The 18,320-nt window shown below is 63.3% G+C and carries 14 protein-coding genes; 6 read left to right on the plus strand and 8 right to left on the minus strand.

What is annotated here, in order from left to right; genetic code table 11:
• Positions 1-8: 8 nt before the first annotated feature.
• Positions 9-866, minus strand: coding sequence for an ABC transporter substrate-binding protein (locus ABID26_RS28140; protein ID WP_126101903.1), 858 nt, complete (start codon positions 864-866; stop codon positions 9-11).
• 95 nt (positions 867-961) lie between these two features.
• Entirely contained in the window at positions 962-1,975 is a 1,014-nt protein-coding gene (locus tag ABID26_RS28145) for an isopenicillin N synthase family dioxygenase (protein ID WP_292371933.1), read from the minus strand.
• 92 nt (positions 1,976-2,067) lie between these two features.
• Between ABID26_RS28145 and ABID26_RS28150 the strand changes: the two genes are divergently transcribed.
• The 4 genes from ABID26_RS28150 (at position 2,068) to ABID26_RS28165 (ending at position 7,398) form a co-directional block, all read left to right on the plus strand.
• Positions 2,068-3,012, plus strand: coding sequence for a nucleoside hydrolase (locus ABID26_RS28150; protein ID WP_292371934.1), 945 nt, complete (start codon positions 2,068-2,070; stop codon positions 3,010-3,012).
• 207 nt (positions 3,013-3,219) lie between these two features.
• Positions 3,220-3,894: a TetR/AcrR family transcriptional regulator gene (locus ABID26_RS28155; protein WP_292372226.1), complete on the plus strand. Its 675-nt coding sequence runs from the start codon at positions 3,220-3,222 to the stop codon at positions 3,892-3,894.
• Between the two features lie 410 nt (positions 3,895-4,304).
• Positions 4,305-6,074: a type I secretion system permease/ATPase gene (locus tag ABID26_RS28160; protein WP_292371936.1), complete on the plus strand. Its 1,770-nt coding sequence runs from the start codon at positions 4,305-4,307 to the stop codon at positions 6,072-6,074.
• Positions 6,061-7,398: an HlyD family type I secretion periplasmic adaptor subunit gene (locus tag ABID26_RS28165; RefSeq protein ID WP_292371938.1), complete on the plus strand. Its 1,338-nt coding sequence runs from the start codon at positions 6,061-6,063 to the stop codon at positions 7,396-7,398. Before ABID26_RS28160 ends, ABID26_RS28165 begins: the two co-directional genes overlap by 14 nt.
• A 46-nt stretch (positions 7,399-7,444) precedes the next feature.
• Here the strand turns inward: ABID26_RS28165 and ABID26_RS28170 are convergent, their stop codons facing one another.
• From ABID26_RS28170 to ABID26_RS28195, 6 genes are all read right to left on the minus strand, one after another.
• Complete coding sequence (locus ABID26_RS28170; RefSeq protein ID WP_292371940.1) at positions 7,445-8,812, minus strand: calcium-binding protein; 1,368 nt, start codon at positions 8,810-8,812, stop codon at positions 7,445-7,447.
• Between the two features lie 404 nt (positions 8,813-9,216).
• Entirely contained in the window at positions 9,217-10,977 is a 1,761-nt protein-coding gene (locus tag ABID26_RS28175) for an AMP-binding protein (RefSeq protein ID WP_292371942.1), read from the minus strand.
• Positions 10,978-11,207: 230 nt separating this feature from the next.
• Entirely contained in the window at positions 11,208-11,909 is a 702-nt protein-coding gene (gene hisG, locus ABID26_RS28180; protein ID WP_292371944.1) for an ATP phosphoribosyltransferase, read from the minus strand.
• A complete protein-coding gene (locus ABID26_RS28185) occupies positions 11,906-13,027 on the minus strand; it encodes an ATP phosphoribosyltransferase regulatory subunit (protein ID WP_292371946.1) in 1,122 nt (373 codons plus the stop codon). Before ABID26_RS28185 ends, hisG begins: the two co-directional genes overlap by 4 nt.
• Positions 13,028-13,205: 178 nt before the next feature.
• The gene (gene hisS / locus ABID26_RS28190) at positions 13,206-14,711 is read right to left on the minus strand and encodes a histidine--tRNA ligase (protein WP_292371948.1); all 1,506 of its coding nucleotides are present in this window, start codon (positions 14,709-14,711) and stop codon (positions 13,206-13,208) included.
• Between the two features lie 592 nt (positions 14,712-15,303).
• Positions 15,304-15,942 carry a DNA-3-methyladenine glycosylase I gene (locus ABID26_RS28195; RefSeq protein WP_292368978.1) on the minus strand — a complete coding sequence of 213 codons (639 nt, stop codon included), beginning with the start codon at positions 15,940-15,942 and terminating at the stop codon, positions 15,304-15,306.
• 218 nt (positions 15,943-16,160) lie between these two features.
• On the opposite strand from ABID26_RS28195, the gene ABID26_RS28200 reads away from it, so the two are divergent.
• Positions 16,161-16,904 carry a L,D-transpeptidase gene (locus ABID26_RS28200; protein ID WP_354417188.1) on the plus strand — a complete coding sequence of 248 codons (744 nt, stop codon included), beginning with the start codon at positions 16,161-16,163 and terminating at the stop codon, positions 16,902-16,904.
• A gap of 359 nt (positions 16,905-17,263) precedes the next feature.
• Positions 17,264-18,184 carry a bifunctional 5,10-methylenetetrahydrofolate dehydrogenase/5,10-methenyltetrahydrofolate cyclohydrolase gene (locus ABID26_RS28205; protein ID WP_292371952.1) on the plus strand — a complete coding sequence of 307 codons (921 nt, stop codon included), beginning with the start codon at positions 17,264-17,266 and terminating at the stop codon, positions 18,182-18,184.
• Positions 18,185-18,320 lie beyond the last annotated feature (136 nt).

Consider the following 18,320-nt stretch of genomic DNA (forward strand, 5'->3'; position numbering starts at 1 on the left):
TCGGTGCCTTAGTCGGCGCGCAGCGCGTCCATGCTGTTGACGAAATACGGTTCCTTGATCGCATAAGCACCCATGCCGTATTTCTCGAGAACGGCCTTGTAGGCGCCGTTCTTGAACAGCTCGGCCAGCGCCGCCACCATCATGTCGGCGGTGCCTTTGTCGTCCTTGGCGATGGCGAGACCCAGCGGCGCGACGTCATAGAGGGTCGGCAGGACGACGAGCTGGCCCTTGCTGGTCACCTCGAAGTAGCTCGATGCGGTCGCATCGTCCATGCGGGCGTCGACGCGGTCGGAGAGCACCGCCTGGACGATGTCGGTCGAGGAGTTGAACACCGATTTCTCGATCGCCGCCTGGCCCTTGTCGGCACATTCCTTGCTGAGCTTGTCGACCAGGAAGTCGGACGCGCTGCCGGCCGAGACGCCGATCCGCTTGCCGCAAAGCGGCGTGTCGCCGCTGAAGCCAGCCTTCTTGTCCGGCGAGGTCGAGACGGCGAGGCCTGCCTTCAGGAACATGACGAAGTCGACCTGCTTGAGGCGCTCGGGCGTAGCCGAGAAGGTCTCCCAGGCGATCTTGAAGCGGCCGGCCGCCAGGCCGGGGATCATCGACGGGAACGGCGTGCGCTGGATGTCGAGCTTGGCGCCGACCAGCTTGGCAACCTCGCCGGCAAGCTCGATGATGATGCCGGTCTGCTTGCCGTCGGCGTCGAGATATTCGAACGGCGCGTAGTCCAGCGTGTTGGCGACGTCGAGCATGCCTGTCTGCTGGACCTCCGCCGATTTCGAGATTTCGGCCGCCTTCGAAAGGCTGCTCCAGGCCGTGGCAAATGCAGCCAGCGCCAGGCCGGCCATGCGCAGATTTGTTCTCATCGTCGTTCCCCTTTTGCTTGCTCGGTGATTGCAGTTTCTCAACCGCCTCGCCACCGCACCGCTCGGGCCGGCGCCGATCCGGACCGTCGGTTCGCTTACGCGCTTGCCGTCTCCGCGGCCTTCTTCTTGCGGTAGTGGTAGTTCTTGTCGATGCGCTCCATCAGGTAGTCGCCATAGAGCACCGGCTCGTATTTCGGCTTGGCGCCGGCCGGCACGCAGACCGGCAGCGCCTCGATCGTCTCGTCCATCGACGGGTCGAAGAAGAAGGGCTGCGAGTAGCGCTCGCGTCCGGACCGGTTGATGACGCGGTGCGGCGTCGAGACGAACTGGTCGTTCGACCAGCGCGCCAGTATGTCGCCGACATTCATCACGAATGAATCCGGGATCGGCGGCGCCGGCACCCATTCGCCGGCCTTGTTCTTGACCTCCAGGCCGCCGACATCGTCCTGCGCCAGCAAAGTGATGAAGCCGTAGTCGGTGTGCGGAGCCGAGCCGAACAGCCCCTCCTCCTGCGGCTGCGTCGGATAATGCAGCAGCCTGAGGAACGTGGTCGGCTGTTCGAAATAGCGGTCCAGGCTGCCGGCAGGCAGGCCAAGCGACAGCGCGATGGCGCGGACCATCTTGCGGGCGAGCGTGCCCATCTCGTCGACATAGCGCTCGATCGTTTGCCTGAAGCCATTCAGCGCAGCCTCGTCCGGCCACTGGTTCGGGCCCTGCAGCGGCTTTTCTGCGAGCGCCCGCGGATCATCTTCGCCGACCTCGTGCATGAAAAAGATCGACTCGCTCTGGTTCGGCTTGCTGACGGTCGCTACGGAAGAGGTGACGATGGTCGAGCCGGCAAAGGGCAAGTAGCCGCGGAAATTCCTATCGATCTTGAGCTTGAGCTTCTCTTCCTCGGGCAAGGCGAAGAAGCGCTTACTCGCTTCGCGCACCGCCTCGACATCGGCGCGCGGGATCGGATGGCCGACGACATAGAGGAAGCCGATCGTCTCGAGATAGCGGCGCAGCGTTGCCGCGGTCGCCCCGATCGCGCCTCGGTCGGTGCCGTAAAGAGCCGACACGTCGAGGATCGGAATTTCGGAAAAGTCGCCGCGCTCTCGTTCGCCCATTTTTGATCACCCTGTCTTGAACATAAGATACAGTACTGTATTTCTACACATCCGAACGGGCTCATCAATAGGCATTCGAAGGCAGGCACTACATGGCACCACGCAAGATCATCATCGACACCGATCCCGGCCAGGACGACGCCTTCGCGATCCTGTTCGCGCTCGGCTCGCCGGCCGAGATCGAGGTGGTGGGCATCACCACGGTCGGCGGCAACGTGCCGCTGCCGCTGACCTCGAAGAACGCGCTGAAGGTGGTCGAGCTCGCCGGACGGCCCGACGTGCCGGTCTATGCCGGCTGCCCGGGGCCGATGGTGAAGACGCTGATGACGGCCGAATATGTGCACGGCAAGACCGGGCTCGACGGCGCCGACCTCCCCGAACCGGTGACGCCGCTGCAGAGCGAGCACGGGGTGAACTATCTCGTGCGGGCGATCATGGATGCGCCGGAGGGCGAGCTTACCGTCTGCACGCTGGGCCCGATGACCAATCTGGCGATGGCCATGACCATGGAGCCGAGGATCATTCCGCGGCTGCGCGAAGTGGTGCTGATGGGCGGCGGCTTCTTCGAGGGCGGCAACGCCACGCCCGCCGCCGAATTCAACATCTTCGTCGACCCGCATGCGGCGCACAAAGTGTTCGACAGCGGCGTGCCGCTGACCATGGCGGGCATCGACTGCACCTACACCGCGATGATGACGCTGGAATGGCTGGACCGCTTGCGCGCCACCGGCAGCAGGGCCGCGATCGAGGCCGCGAACCTCGCCGATTTCTATCGTCAGTACGGCAGCCACAAGTTCGGCACGCCGGGGCGGCCGATCCACGACGCCTGCGTCACCGGCTATCTCCTGGCGCCGAAGATCTACGAAAAGCGCCAATGCGCGGTGACGGTGGAGATCGTCTCGCCCGAGACGATCGGCATGACCGTCGTCGACTGGTGGCACGTCACCGGACGGCGCAAGAATTGCAACGTACTGCGCCGCATCGAGCCGGCGCCGTTCTTCGAACTCATGCTGCAGCGGATCAGCGCGTTGCCCTAAAGCGCGTCGCGCAGAAACGGATTCAGGCGACGCGCTTTAAGTCCTTGCTTTGATGCATGTCGTTGTCCGCACACTTCCGGGCGACATGCAATAACATCAGGTTCCACAGTGGACAGCGGCGGTAGCGGGTTGCGAAGCGGGCAAACATCGGCTTGATCAGGGACGGCTCGCGAATTGCCGCCGGCCGCCATGGAGGCCTGGAAGCAGTTGAAAGCGGATGCCGCCTTGGCGAAAACGAAACGATCGTCCGGAACGCGAGCCAGATCGACGACCGCCCGGCAGACGCTGAGCCGCGAGGCCTGGATCGCCGCGGCGCGAAAGGTGCTGGAAAAGCGCGGCATCGCCGAGGTCAAGATCGACCGCTTGGCCAAGCAGCTGAAGGTCACGCGCGGCAGTTTCTACTTCCACTTCACCAGCCTCGCGGACCTCCGCGATGGGCTCTTGCAGGAATGGCGCAACATCAACTGCGCGCCGTTCTGGGCGATGCGCGACATGCACGACGTGGTCGGCCTGCAGTTCTTCACCGACATCGTGCATGTCTGGGTCGACGAGGCGCCCTTCAGCCCGCTGCTCGATCTTGCCGTGCGCGACTGGTCGCGGACGTCGAGGAAGCTGGCGCAGGAAGTGAAGGATATGGACGACCTGCGTATCGCGCTGCTCGTCCGCTCCTTCCGGGCCATGGGCTATTCGCCGGACGAAAGCCTGGTCAGGGCGCGCATCACCTATTTCCACCAGATCGGCCAGTACGCGCTGTCGTTCAAGGAGGATCCGGCCGTGCGCCGCAGCTACCAGCCGCTGTTCGGCGAAGTGCTGCTCGGCCCGCTCGTCCAGGAACCCGGTTCGGCGCCGAGGCCGTCGGAGGGACGAAGCGGAAGGCGCTAGCGGTCGGCGGGGCGCTTCTGGCCTTTAGGTCCGGTTGGCATCGGCGCGCTGCTCTCTTGCCCTCCTACAGATATCATCCAATTTTTCGCGGACCCGGTCGTTATCAAACAGCAACTTGGCGCGTGGGAATCCTCTGCTGCGAAGCTCCGATTCGATGGCAAGCCATCCTTCATAGTCGCCAGAGGCCGCGAGTTTCCCGGCTTCGCGCCACATATGCACGTCACGCTCTCGGGACACACCCTTTCCCCCCGCGCTTTTGCGCTGAGCATATAGAAGGTCGGGCCGATATGTGAATGCATATTGCATTTCGGAGAATCTCAAATTGGGACACTACCGATAGCGCGGCTGCCTGGCATGATATATAAAGATTGCCTAATATGATCGCTTAGCCAAAAGAGACGATTTCGGGGATGCCCAGTTATACGAACAGAGGGGTGCTATCGAAGAGCGTGGTCGAAATGGGCCTGTTCTCCGCGGTGATGAACGCCCTGCTGCTGGTTCTGCCTCTCTACATGCTGCAGGTATATGATCGGGTTTTGCCCGCCGCCAATTTGGACACTCTCACCTACCTGACATTGCTTGCGCTTTCGTCGCTCTTGCTCTTCGGCGTGCTCGAAGTCGTGCGGGGTGTATATGCAAGCCGGCTCGCCGCGCGACTGGATGTCTCTTTGGGTGCATCGTCTTTTCTCGCTGCAATGAGCGGCCCCCGCGCTGGCCTCGGCGATGTCCAGGCCTTGCGCGACTTGGCCACCCTGCGAAATTTCATCGCTTCGAGAACCATCTTCTTTCTCTTCGACCTTCCTTTCGGGCCAATCTTCGTGGGCCTGCTCTATTTCATCCATCCGTTGCTCTTCCTGGTGACGGTCGTCGGGGCGGTTCTCATGGTCGCCATCGCCATGCTGAACCAGATCGCGAGTTCGCGACCCGGCAAGGAAGCGGCGGAGAGTCTCAACGCCTCAATGAATTCGGCGCAGGCCTTCGCCCGAAACTTCGAAACTGTTCGCGCGCTTGGCATGGTATCCAACGCGATAGAGTTCTGGGGGACCCGTTTTTCCGGCTCTCTACACGCCTCGGATGGGCTCGCTCGCATCAATTCATTTTATGGCGGTGTATCGCGCACCACCCGTTCGACACTGCAGATCGCGATATTGGGGGTCGGCGCTTATCTGGTTCTGCACAACGAGATGACCGCCGGTATGATATTTGCGTCCTCGATGATTTCGGCGCGCGCTCTGCAACCTCTCGATCAGATCATCGGGAGTTGGCGGCAGATCATCGACGCCAATCTTGCGTGGAAAAGGCTTTCGGCTCTCCGATCCGGACCCGACAACCAGGAAAACGTGGCATTGCCGACTCCTGAAGGAGCGTTAAGCGTGGATCAAATCGTCTATCATCTTCCGGGCGCGGCCGACGGGTCGCTGCCGCTGATAAAGCGCTTGACCTTTGAAGTCGCCACCGGCGAGACAGTCGCGATTGTGGGGCCGAGCCAGGCTGGAAAATCGACTCTGGCGCGCCTCATCGTCGGTGCGATCGAGCCCCGCTCGGGGGCGATCCGGATCGACGGCGGCGATATTCGAAACTGGGATCCGGAAGAACTCGGCCGCCATATTGGTTACCTCCCGCAAGATGTGGAACTCTTCCCGGGAACCATTGCCCAAAATATCACGCGTTTCGAACCGGATGCGCCCGACGAGAAATTGGTCCAAGCAGCCCAGCGGGCGCAAGTGCATGAGCTTATCCTGGGTCAGAGGGATGGCTATTCGACGCTGATCGGTCCGACCGGCGTTCGCCTTTCGGGTGGCGAGCGTCAGCGCATCGGGCTTGCTCGCGCCTTTTACGGCGATCCCAAGGTGCTGGTTCTCGACGAGCCCAATGCAAATCTCGATTCCAACGGCGAAGCCGCGCTCGAGCGGGCGATCATCGGGGCGCGTTCACGAAAAACGACCGTGCTTGTCATAACCCATCGGCCCTCTCTCGCTTCCAAATGCGATCGCATATTGATGCTGCGCAGTGGCCAGATCGAGGTCTACGGTTTCACCACGGACGTGCTCGATAGACTTGTCACGCGACGGGGCCAAGCGGCGCGGCCCGCAGCCTCTCAATCGCGTGGCAGCGAAGGAGTGGTGCCTTTCCCGTCATCTGCGCGCGGGGAGATGAAGGTCGCCAATGACGGTTCCTAGCCAAACCATCGGCGCCAAGACGTATCGCTGGCAGCGTAACGTCGATACACGCACGGATCGGATCACGCTGGCGGGGTATGCAAGCGTGTCCGTCTTCTTGCTTGGCTTCGGATTCTGGGGCGCAACGGCGCCGATTGCCGGAGCAACGATCGCGCCAGGAGTGGTCGCAGCAGCTGGACAGAATGTCATGATCCAGCATCTCGAAGGTGGCGTGGTCAGCAGCATCAAGGTCCGAGAGGGTGACAGAGTCCTACGAGGCCAGGCCCTGATCGTGCTCGATCCAACGGTGGCGCAGTCCCAGCTCAACCGGGTCCTCAAACAGTGGGTCGCACAAAAAGCTGAAATCGCGCGGCTCGAGGCAGAACGGGACGGCCTGGAGAAAATCGTCCTGCCCCGCGATCTAGGCGCCTATTCAGGCGCGCCCGAATTCAGTGACGTCTTTGCAGAGCAAACCAAGGAGTTCCAGGCTCGGCTAGCGCGCTATGCCGCAGAACAGGAGATTCTGAGGGAACGGGCAGCAGCCCTTCAGGAAGCCGTCGCCGGCTTGAGGGCGCAGAAGGATGCTGCGGAAAACCAGCTCGCGATCGTCAATGCCGAGACGGAACGCAAAAGGCACTTGCTGGAAAAGGGACTGACAAATCGTTCTGAATACACCGATCTTCTGCGTAGCACCGCCGAGCTGGTAGGTCAGGCGGGGTCGCTGGAGGCGCAAATCGCCAGCTCGGCGACCCAGACCGTGGAAGCGCGTCAAGAGATTGAAAGACTTACAACCAGCCGGGTCGAAGATGCCGTCACGGAACTGAACAAAGCCCGGGCACAGGTGGCGGACCTTGAGGAACAAATCAACGCCGCCCGATCGGTCCTGGTGAGGACGACCATTCGTGCCCCGGTGGACGGCATCATCGTCCGCTCGCTCTACAATTCCGAAGGCAGCGTCATCCGTGCCGGCGAGGTTGCAATGGAGCTTCTGCCGACCAATGAACTTATCGTCGAGGCAAAGATCAAGCCTGAAGACATTGATTCTATCCGGGTCGGCCAAGGCGCGAACATGATGTTGACAGCCCTCAACGCACGGACAACACCAAAAGTGTCCGGAAAAGTGTTCTACATTTCGGCGGACCGGCTGATCACACCCAGCACTGGACAGCCGTATTACACCGTGCGGCTTAAGATGGCCGACAAGCTGCCACCGCAGGTCAAGCCCGAGCAAATCTACCCAGGCATGCCGGTCGAAACCTTCATTTCAACCGGCGAGCGAACCTTTCTGACCTATCTGACCAAGCCGCTGGTGGATTCGTTCCAGCGCGCCTTTCGGGAAAGATAGGCCCGCGCCCGCCCTTCGCCGTGCCATGGTGCGATCGCATGATCGATCAAACGACGAACACGTCGTGATAGGTCAGGGCCGCCCCGGGCTCCAGGTGGGCGATTTCCACCTGGGGGGTCGATTTCGAGCCGTCGGGATCATAGTACAGAACGCCCGTGGCCCGGTTGTAGAGCAGGTGATCGTTGCTGTGTTCGGCGTGTTCTCGCAACTCGAAATACCCCGAGTTCACCTGCGTCGGGCTGGACCAGGAACCGGAGCCGAGCTTGGTGAAGACGGCATTGTCGAGATAGAGCGCGTCATGTTCCGCGTCGAAGTCGGTGAGTGTGTCGACATTGCCGGGGCCATAGGCCGTGTCGAACACGAAGGTGTCCTCGCCCCTGCCACCGGTCAGCACGTCGTTGCCACCCTCGCCCCGCAGTGAGTCGTTGCCAGCCAGGGCATCATAGGTATCGGCCGCGCCAGTGCCGACAAATGTATCGTTCCCGGTCGTTCCTTGGGTCGGGTCGGTCGGCGGGATCGGGTCGGTCGGCGGGGTCGGAGGTGACGGTGTCGGGTCGGTCCCGTCATGGGCTGCATGCCAGGCCGCCTTGGCGTTGGCCCAATAATCGCGGGCCGCCTGGCCTTGAAGCACCGTCCAGCCGGCGGGCGGCACTGGATAATCCGACGGCAGCGGCGTGTCAGAGAGGTTGAGATAGTAATTGCCGTGCGACTCGACCGTCTTGTCCCAGGCATGCTGCAGCCGCTCCTGGCCGTTGTGGTGAACGTCGGTGATCGCCACCACGCAGTCGATAAAGTGCAGGCTGGGCACGACATCGTTAGAGCCTGTGCCATTGTCGAGTTTGAATGGCGAACCGTGGGTCACCACGCCTTTGCGAAGGTACTCTCCCATGCCTAAAAGCATGCCATCCATGGTGACCGTGTTGTCAGACCCATCCACGTCACCGTCGCCAAGGCTCACTCCGGAAAACACGTGGTCGAACAGGGAATCCCGGATGGTGCCGCCGATCACGTCGTCGTCCTCGACCGCGTCGTCTCGTGAGTTGCCGACATAGGAATCTTCGATGAGGAAGGTGCCGGTGCCGCCGACACGGATGCCATCCCAGGGCTGGGTGATCGTCCAGTCGTCGATGGCAAAGCTGTGGGCTGAATTTATACGGACTGCGGCGGAGTTGACGTAAATGTCCTCCCAGTCGCCGGTTTGGGAAACCGTGCCGTTGATCGTGCCGCCCAAAGCCAGGAGGTTGTCGCCGGGGTTGACGACCGCGAAGGGATAGAGGTTGGTGGGGCTTCCCTGATTGGCGACGATCCACGAGGCGTTGGTGGCATCGATAAGGGTGTCGGCGGGCAGACCGGATGCTTTATATTGGCGGTAGCCATAGTCACCGGTCAAGACAATGGTATTTGTATAGGCCATGCTTGGCCCCCTTTCACACCCCCGTCCCTTTTCGCCCAAACGCCTGAAGCCAGAAAGGCCTGGATCCACCAGAGCCCCGTTAGCGGTATCGCGCAAATCACAAAATGTAAAAAAAATCTCAAAATGTAAAAAATATGTCCCTCGCAGAAACGCTATGCCGCAGCGATTTCAGCGCGGCTTCTTTTCAGCGGTCTCAACGCGGCTTTCACGTCCTTTGCCCCCCAAAACCAACGACCTCGCACGAGCACAAAGCTCGCCGACCATCATTATTGATTTTTGGGGTACCAAGCCTAGACGAGCAGGCCGGACCGCGGAATACATCATTTGTAGCTAGAACGCAGTCCGTTTTCTGTCCGTTAGCCCTGACGTCGGCTCATCCGTAAGGCGTATTGCCGGGCAGACCCTCATGCCGTCTTCTGCGCTACCAGTCCCAGTTCCTCGACCATCGCCTCCCGCATCAGGAATTTCTGCGGCTTGCCGGTCACCGTCATCGGCAATTCGGTGCGGAAGCGGATATAGCGCGGCACCTTGTAGTGCGCGATCTGGCCAGCGCAGAAGGCCTTGATCTCGTCAGCGGTGGCGATCTGGCCGGGTTTCAGCACGATCCAGGCGCAGAGCTCCTCGCCATATTTGTCGTCGGGTATGCCGAAGACCTGCACTTCCTTGACCTTCGGATGACGGTAGAGGAATTCCTCGACCTCGCGCGGATAGACATTCTCGCCACCACGGATGACCATGTCCTTCACCCGGCCGACAATGTTGCAATAGCCTTCGGCGTCTATTGTTGCGAGGTCGCCGGTATGCATCCAGCCGTCGGCGTCGACCGCCTCGCGCGTCTTCTCCGCGTCGTCCCAATAGCCCTTCATCACCGAATAGCCGCGCGTGCAGAGCTCGCCCGGCTCGGCGACCGCGACGGTCGCGCCATCGGCGCCGATCGCCTTCACCTCGACATGCGGATGGATGCGGCCGACGGTGGAAACGCGCTTTTCCAGCGGATCGTCGACGCTGCTCTGGAAGGAGACAGGGCTGGTCTCGGTCATGCCATAGGCGATGGTGACCTCCGACATATTCATCAGCGAAACGACCTTCTTCATCACCTCGATCGGGCATGGCGAGCCGGCCATGATGCCGGTGCGCAGGCTCGAAAGATCAAAGGTCGAGAAATCGGCATGGTCGAGCATGGCGACGAACATGGTCGGCACGCCATAAACGCCGGTGCAGCGCTCCTGCGCGATCGCCTTGAGCGTCGCGCCGGCGTCAAAACCTTCGCCCGGGAAGACCATGGTCGCGCCCTTGGTGACGCAGCCCATCGTGCCCATCGACATGCCGAAGCAGTGGTAGAGCGGCACTGGGATGCAGAGCCGGTCGTCGACGGTAAGCCTGATCGCCGAGGTGACGAAATTGCCGTTGTTGACGATGTTCGCGTGGGTGAGCGTCGCACCTTTCGGCGCGCCGGTCGTGCCGGAGGTGAACTGGATGTTGATGGCCTCACCCGGCTTCAGCCCCTCCGATATGCGGTCGAGGCTGTCGTGCTCGTCGCGGCCGGCCATGGCGAGCACATCGCCGAAATTGAACATGCCGGGCGAATTGTCGTCGCCCATGCGGATAACGATCTTCAGCGCCGGCAGCTTTTTCGCCTTGAGCTTGCCGGGCTCGGCGGTGGCGATCTCCGGCGCCAGCGTCTCGATCATGCCGAGATAGTCGGAGGTCTTGAACTGGACCGCCGTGACCAGTGCCCGGCAAGCGACTTTGTTCAGCGCATATTCCAGCTCGGTCAGCCGATAGGCCGGGTTGATGTTGACCAGGATCAGGCCAATGCGCGCGGTGGCGAATTGCGTCACCAGCCATTCCCAACGGTTCGGCGACCAGATGCCGACGCGGTCGCTCTTCTCCAGACCCAGCGCCAGGAAGCCGGCGGCCAAAGCGTCGACCGCGTCCGACAGCTCGCTCCAGGTGAAGCGCTTGTCCTGGCCGACGAAGATGGCGGCGTCGAGCGTGGCGTATTTGCTCACCGTGTCGGAAAACAGTTCCGGAATGGTCTTGTCGAGCAAGGGCACCGAGCGGTCGCCCGAGACATGCGCCCTGCCGTCCACCGGAGCAATGAAGGTGCCTCCGCGCCCCCGCAGATTGGTGGCGTTCATGAGCTCGTCGAGTTTGATCGCCATCGCCGTCTCCTCCCGGGATGAGCCAGCCTATCAGCCGATGGCGGTGGTGGAAATCCGCCAAAGGTCCCCCTCCCCCTCGAGGGGAGGGTGGCCCGTAGGGCCGGGAGGGGTCCTCGGCGAAACGCTCGACTCTTTTGGTTACGGTCGAGGCCGGTGAGTTCAGTTGAGGTTGAGTACTGCCGCGGCGACCCCTCCCGTCCATCCGCCTTCGGCGGCTGTCCACCCTCCCCTCAGGGGAGAGGGAGGGCGCTCATCTTCGCCGCAATATCGCGCAAGACGGCTTCGTCCGCCACATCTCGTCTCTTCCTGGATGCCACCAGGCAGGCCTGTGACTTCAGGATCACGCCGTCGCCCAGCACCTTGAGGTGGTTGGCGCGCAGCGTCGAGCCGGTGGTGGTGATGTCGACGATGACGTCCGCCAGGCCGGCCGCCGGCGCGCCTTCGGTGGCGCCGAGGCTTTCGACGATGCGGTAGACCTGGATGCCGTGCTTCAGCGAGAAAAACTGCTGCGTCAGCCGCCAGTATTTGGTGGCGATCCTGAGCCGCCGGCCGTGACGCTGGCGGAAATCGGCGGCGACATCGTCGAGATCGGTCATGGTGTCGACGTCGAGCCAGATGTCGGGCACCGCCACCACGACATCGGCATGGCCAAAGCCGAGGCGGGCGACGATCTCGGCGCGCGCTTCCCAGTCGGCAAGGTTCTCGCGCAGCAGGTCCTCGCCGGTGATGCCGAGATCGACCGCGCCTTGGCCGATCTCGCCGGCAATCTCGGAAGCCGAGAGGAAGGCCACTTCGACATTGTCGAGCCCGTCGATGCGTGCGCGGTATTTGCGGTCGTCCTGCGGCAGCGTGACCGCGAGGCCGGCCTTGGCCAGGACTTCCAGCGACTGCTCCTTGAGACGGCCTTTCGACGGGATTGCCAGCGTGATCATTTCGCGCCCTCCCGCAAGGCTTCGATGCGGTCGAGCCAGACCGAGAAGCCGACGCCGGGGATCGGCTTCTTGGCACCGAGCAGCGTCAGCAGCCGATCGTAGCGGCCGCCGCCGACCAGCGGCCGGTCAGCGTTTTCGGCCGCGATCTCGAAGACCAAGCCGGTGTAATAGTCGAGCGGGCGGCCGAAGGCGGCGTCATAGCGGATCTTTTCGACCGGCAGGCCATGCGCTTCGATCGCCTCGGCGCGGGCGGCGAAATTCTCCAGCGCGGCGCCCAGCGACAGGCCGGCATCGGCGGCGAATTTTTCGAGTGCTGCGGTCGCGCCACCCAGCGCGACGTCGATCTCGAGAAAGCCTTTCAGCGCCGAGAACGCTTCGTCGGACAGCCGGACGCTGCGCAGTTGCGCCTTCTCGATCAGCCGCCGCGCGATATCGGCCGGCGAGCGGCCGGATGAAGCAGACAGCCCGGCCTCCTCCATGCCGGCGGCGATATGCTCGGCAAGAGCTTCCGCATCGCCATCGAGCACCAGCGTGGCCACCGGACCCGAGAGCTGGCTGTTGCGCGGCGGGTTGGCGAGGTCGGCAAGAGCCGCCTCCAGCATCGCCACCGAGCCGAAGGCGCGGGCGAGGCGCATGCGCCAGCCGCGCGGCAGGCCGAGTGCGGCCAGCACTGCCTCGAACAGGGTCTGGTCGCCGAGCGTGATGGCGAGCGGCTGTCCAGGCAGCACCAACGAGAGCAGAGCATGGGCGTCGGCCAGCGAGCGGGCATCGGCCGCTGCGATATCGCGGTCGCCGAGATCCTCGATGCCGGCCTGGAAGAACTCGTTGCCGCCCTCGCGGCGCTGGCGGAACACTTCGCCGAGATAGGAGTAGCGGCGCGGCGTGCCGGCTTGGCTGGCGATATGGTCGAGGCAGACAGGAATGGTGAATTCCGGTCTGAGGCACAGCGTCTTGCCGATCTCGCTTTCGGTGAGGAAGATGCGGCGGCGCAGGTCTTCGCCGGCCATGTCGAGGAACGGATCGGCCGGCTGCAGCACGGCGACTTCGACGGCGTGGGTGTCGCGCGCGGCGAAGAGTTTTACGATGTCGGCGGCGATGGCGGGGTAGCGGGAGGTCATTGATAGGCTGGGCGCGAGGCACCCCCCTCTGGCCTGCCGGCCATCTCCCCCTCAAGGGAGGAGATTGGCAGCTCTGCCGGCGGCGCTTGTTGTGCAACGTCGGCGATTGGCGAAAGCATACGCGACATCCAATCTCCCCCCGTGAGGGGGAGATGTCCGGCAGGACAGAGGGGGGTGCTCAAGCGCCACCCTTCGCGCGATCGGCCGCCTGCGCCGCCAGGATCTTCTTCACCTCGCCAACCAGTTCACCCTCCGCCACCGTCACCTGCGCCGGCCTTGCGGCGCGCCATTCGGCGTTGTCGGTGATTTCGGCCGACATGCGGGCGCCTTCGATCAGGTCCTTGATCTGCACCTCGCCCTTGGCGCGCTCGTCGCCGCCCTGGATGATGGCGATCGGGCTGCCGCGGCGGTCGGCGTATTTCAACTGCGCCTTCATGCCGGCGCCGCCGAGATACATTTCGGAGCGGATGCCGGCGGCGCGCAGGTCGGCGACCATCTTCTGGTAGCGGCCTAGGCTTTCCGTATCCTTGTCCATGACGAGAACGACGACCGGAGCAATCACGTCCGAGGTGTCGAGCTTGCCGAGATTCTTCAGCGCCGTCATCAGCCGGGAGACGCCGATCGAAAAACCGGTCGCCGGCACTGGCTCACCGCGGAAGCGCGAGACCAGCCCGTCATAGCGGCCGCCGCCGCCGACCGAGCCGAAGCGTACGATCTGGCCGTCCTCGTTGGGGATCTCGGTCAGAAGCTCGGCCTCGAAGACCGGGCCGGTGTAATATTCGAGGCCGCGGACGACGGAACGGTCCATCGCAACGCGGTCCTCGCCATATCCTGCAGCCCTGACCAGAGCTTCAATCGTTGCAAGTTCGCCGACGCCCTCCTGATACACAGAGTTGGCGCCGACGCTGGAATCCTGGCCAGCCTGTCCGTTCCTTGCCGTTGCGAGAAGAACCGCTTCGGCCTGTGCGTCATTCAGCGCGGCGCCCTTTGCGAAATCGCCTTCGCCTTCCTTGCCGCCATCCCATCGTCCCGGGCCAAGCAGGAGCCTCACCCCTTCGGGCCCGAGCTTGTCCAGCTTGTCGATGGCGCGCAGCACGGTCAGACGGCGGCCGGCGTTCTGATCGCCGCCGAGGCCGATCGCCTCCAGCACGCCGTCCAGCACCTTGCGGTTGTTGACGCGGATGACGTAGTCGCCGCGTTTGATGCCGAGCGCCTCCATCACGTCGGCCATCATCATCGCCATTTCAGCGTCCGCCGCGACGCCCGGCGTGCCGATCGTGTCGGCGTCGAACTGCATGAACTGGCGGAAGCGGCCGGGGCCGGGCTTCTCATTGCGGAACACCCAGCCGGAGCGGTAGCTGCGATAGGGCTTCGGCAGACGGTCGTAATTCTCGGCAACGAAACGCGCCGTCGGCGCGGTCAGGTCGTAGCGCAGCGACAGCCACTGGTCGTCGTCGTCCTGGAAGGAGAAGACGCCCTCATTCGGCCGGTCCTGGTCGGGCAGGAATTTTCCCAGCGCGTCGGTGTATTCGATCATCGGCTGGTCGACCGGCTCGAAGCCATAAAGCTCATAGACCGACCGGATGGTCGCCATCATCTTCTCGACGGCGCGGATGTCTTCGGCGCTGCGGTCGGCAAAACCGCGCGGCAATCGCGCTTTCGTCTTTTCCGATTTGTCGGCCATGGTTGGGGTCTTTTCGCTAAGTAAACGCTGACTTTTTCGAGCGGGCGTGTCCTAGACGATACAGCGTTGGGCGGCAAGGGTTAGCGCCCCTTCCCTTCTCCCCTTGTGGGCCCACAAGGGGAGAAGGAAAGGTCGCGCCTTCGAAACAATTCCGCCATCGGCGCGGCATGCTGCAGACACAATCGAAGGCCATAAAGCGCGCCGAAACAAGGGGTTCGGGGTTATGACCACGGCGCAAGACATCATCGAGAGCGGTAAGCCAGCCGCCAGGCTGCGGCCTGCCGACAGTTTCGCGCCGAAGCAGGCGTAACAGCCAGCCGGGCCGTTCGAGGTTGCGGCGGAAGCGCGCAAGCCGACGGTGCGCGACGCGCTGGTGACCGGGTTGCTGGTGATCTACCCCGCCTTCGCGGCCGTGGCGGCCATCATTGCCGGGCTGTTCCTGGCCGGCGCCGGCGGCGTCTGAGTTTTCCCTACCCTCCCCCTTGAGGGGACGGTCGACGCGCAGCGTCGGGGTGGGGGTCGCAAAGAGACCCTATTACCCCCACCCGCGCCTTCGGCGCGACCTCCCCACAAGGGGGAGGTAGAGGTGACGCTACTTCGGCCGCTTGAACGTCTCCCTTTCCTTCTCCACCTCCGCCCGGCATGCACAGCCTTCGAGATGGTCGTTGACCAGCCCCATCGCCTGCATGAAAGCGTAGACGGTGGTCGGGCCGACGAAGCTCCAGCCGCGCTTCTTCAATTCCTTCGATATCCTGACCGAGACCGCCGTCGTCGGATTGGCGCGCAGATGGGCGAGGTCGACGATTTCCGGCCGTTCGTCGGAGCCAGGCTCGAATTTCCAGAACCACGCCGCCAGCGAGCCGAATTCATCGACCATTTCGCGGGCGCGCCTGGCATTGTTGATGGTCGAGACGATCTTGCCGCGATGGCGGATGATGCCGGCATTGCCGAGCAGGCGTTCGACGTCCTTGTCGGTGAAGGTAGCCACCTTGTCGAAGTCGAAATTGGCGAAAGCCTCGCGGAAATTCTCGCGCTTGCGCAGGATGGTCAGCCAGGAGAGGCCTGATTGGAAACCTTCCAGGCAGATTTTTTCGAACAGCCGGCGATCGTCCGCCACCGGCCGGCCCCATTCCTGATCGTGATAGTGGAGATAGTCCGGCAGATTGCCGTGCCAGAAGCAGCGCGCGATACCGTCGGGGCCGTCTAGCAGGCCGGCATTTTCTTGTCCCATCGCCACAAATCCGTTCGTTAATGCGCTTCAGCACCCGTTTTACCGTGGCTTTACCAGATTCCTGAACCGGCCGGTAACCACACCGAAATGTTTACTGACAAGTCGGCATTTTACGCATTCCGATTCACGTTTTGCTTGCCGCTCCGCGCCAAGGATCGCGAAATCCGAGGGCTCCTTCCCCGCCCTCGGCACGAGTTCGACGATCAAGGTGCGTTCCGATGAAGACAGCGTTTTGTTCCCTGCTTGGCGCGGCGGCGGTTCTTGCCGCCGGCGCGACGACCTCTTTCGCCAATGACCGTTATGCCGACAGACCGCCGGTGATGGTGAGCCCCGATCTTTCGGCGCCCTGGGTGCTGCAGCTCGGCCACGCGCCGGGCATCGTGCGCCCGAGCCGTCAGGCAACGACACAGCAGCCGCTGCGGCGGCTTTTCCAGGCGCAGCCCGACCGGCAGCGCACAGCGGCCGTGCAGCGGCCTGCCAAACGCATGGTGATGCGGCCGCAGATGAACCCGCTCTACTTGCCGCAGGAAGTCGCCTATGACGGCCCGCAGAAGCCGGGCACCATCGTCATCGATACCCACCAGAACTTTCTCTTTCTGGTCGAAAAGAACGGCAAGGCGCGGCGCTACGGCGTCGGCACCGGCAAGCCCGGCTTCGAGTGGTCGGGCACGCACAAGATCACCGACAAGAAGGTGTGGCCGGACTGGCGCCCGCCGGCGGCGATGATCGCCCGCGAGGCGGCCAAGGGCCGCTACCTGCCCACCTACCTTGCCGGCGGCATCGAGAACCCGCTCGGCGCGCGCGCTCTCTATCTCGGCACCACCGAATACCGCATCCACGGCACCAACCAGCCATGGACGATCGGCGGCGCGGTGTCTTCCGGCTGCATCCGCATGCGCAACGAGGACGTTGTCGATCTTTACGAGCGTGTGAATGTCGGAACGACCGTCGAGGTGATATAGTGAATGCGAATCAGTCGGTTAGGCAGCGCCAAGCTGTTTTGGCGCATACTGTTGCCCTCAAGCCATAGCGCGCTTTTGGGAGACGTGCTTAGACTGGCAATGAGTTAACGGGGGACGGGCCGTGTGGGGATACGGCCAGTCACGAAAGGGCAGCACGGGAGACCGCGCTGCCCTTTTCGCTTTCATGCAGGTGCGACCTGGTCGTCACCAAGGTGCGAGTTGGTCGTCACCCAGGTGCGATCTGGTCGTCACGACTGCGACAGGTCGCCCCGGAAGCACGGTGTTTTCGTTTTCAGGGCTGATTTCCGGGCCATGCTCTGCTATTGCGGCGCACAATTCCCATGCCAAAGGTCCCAGCCATGTCCCGGTCCGACGACAGCCGCTACCTCAAGGGTGGCCCGGTCGCGCAGCGCATCATCGCTTCGGTGCGCGAAGACGCGGCAATCGCCACGGCCGAAGGTTTTTCGCCGAAGCTGGTATCGATCACCGTCGGCGATACCGACGCGGTCGATGTCTATGTTCGCAACCAGCGCGCCAAGGCCGGGCTTGCCGGCATCGGCTTCGAGGAACGGCGTTTTGCCGCCGACATCACAGCGGGTGAGCTGGAGGCCGCTATCCACGGCCTCAACGCCGACCCGCGCGTCACCGGCATCATCATCCAGCGGCCGGTGCCGACGCATATCCCGATTAAGACGCTGCAGGCGGCGGTGCATCCGCTGAAGGATGTCGAGGGCATGCACCCGGCCTCGATCGGCAACATCGTCTACAACCAGCTCGATCTGGCGCCCTGCACGGCGGCCGCCTCGGTCGAGCTGCTCAAGGAGACCGGCCTCGACCTCAAGGGCCTCGAAGTGGTCGTCGTCGGCCATTCCGAGATCGTCGGCAAGCCGATCGCCTTCCTTTTGATGAGCGAAGGCGCGACGGTGACGGTCTGCCATCACATGACGCGTTCTGTCGCGGCGCACGCACGGCGCGCCGACGCGCTGTTCGTCGCCGTCGGCAAGCCGCGCCTGATCAAGGCCGACATGGTGAAGCCGGGAGCCTGCGTTATCGACATCGGCATCAATTCGGAGATCGGACCGGACGGCGAAAGCCGTATCGTCGGCGACGTCGACACCGAAAGCGTCAAGGAGGTCGCTTCCTGGATCACGCCGGTGCCGGGCGGCGTCGGCCCGCTGACGGTCGCGATCCTGCTGCGCAACACGATGGTGGCGCTCAACCGCCAGCGCGCGCTCTACCGCGCGACCTACGGCGTGCCGGACCAGCTCGCGGCGGAGTAGCGCGGCACGCCCCCTCACCCAGCCTCCGCTTCGCTCGGCTGACCTCTCCCCGGGGGGAGAGGAGATTGTCGGCGCCGGCGCCAACCTCTTCTCCCCTCGGGGAGAAGGTGGCCGCGAAGCGGCCGGATGAGGGGGC

Source organism: Mesorhizobium shonense, assembly GCF_040545255.1.
GTDB lineage: Bacteria > Pseudomonadota > Alphaproteobacteria > Rhizobiales > Rhizobiaceae > Mesorhizobium > Mesorhizobium shonense.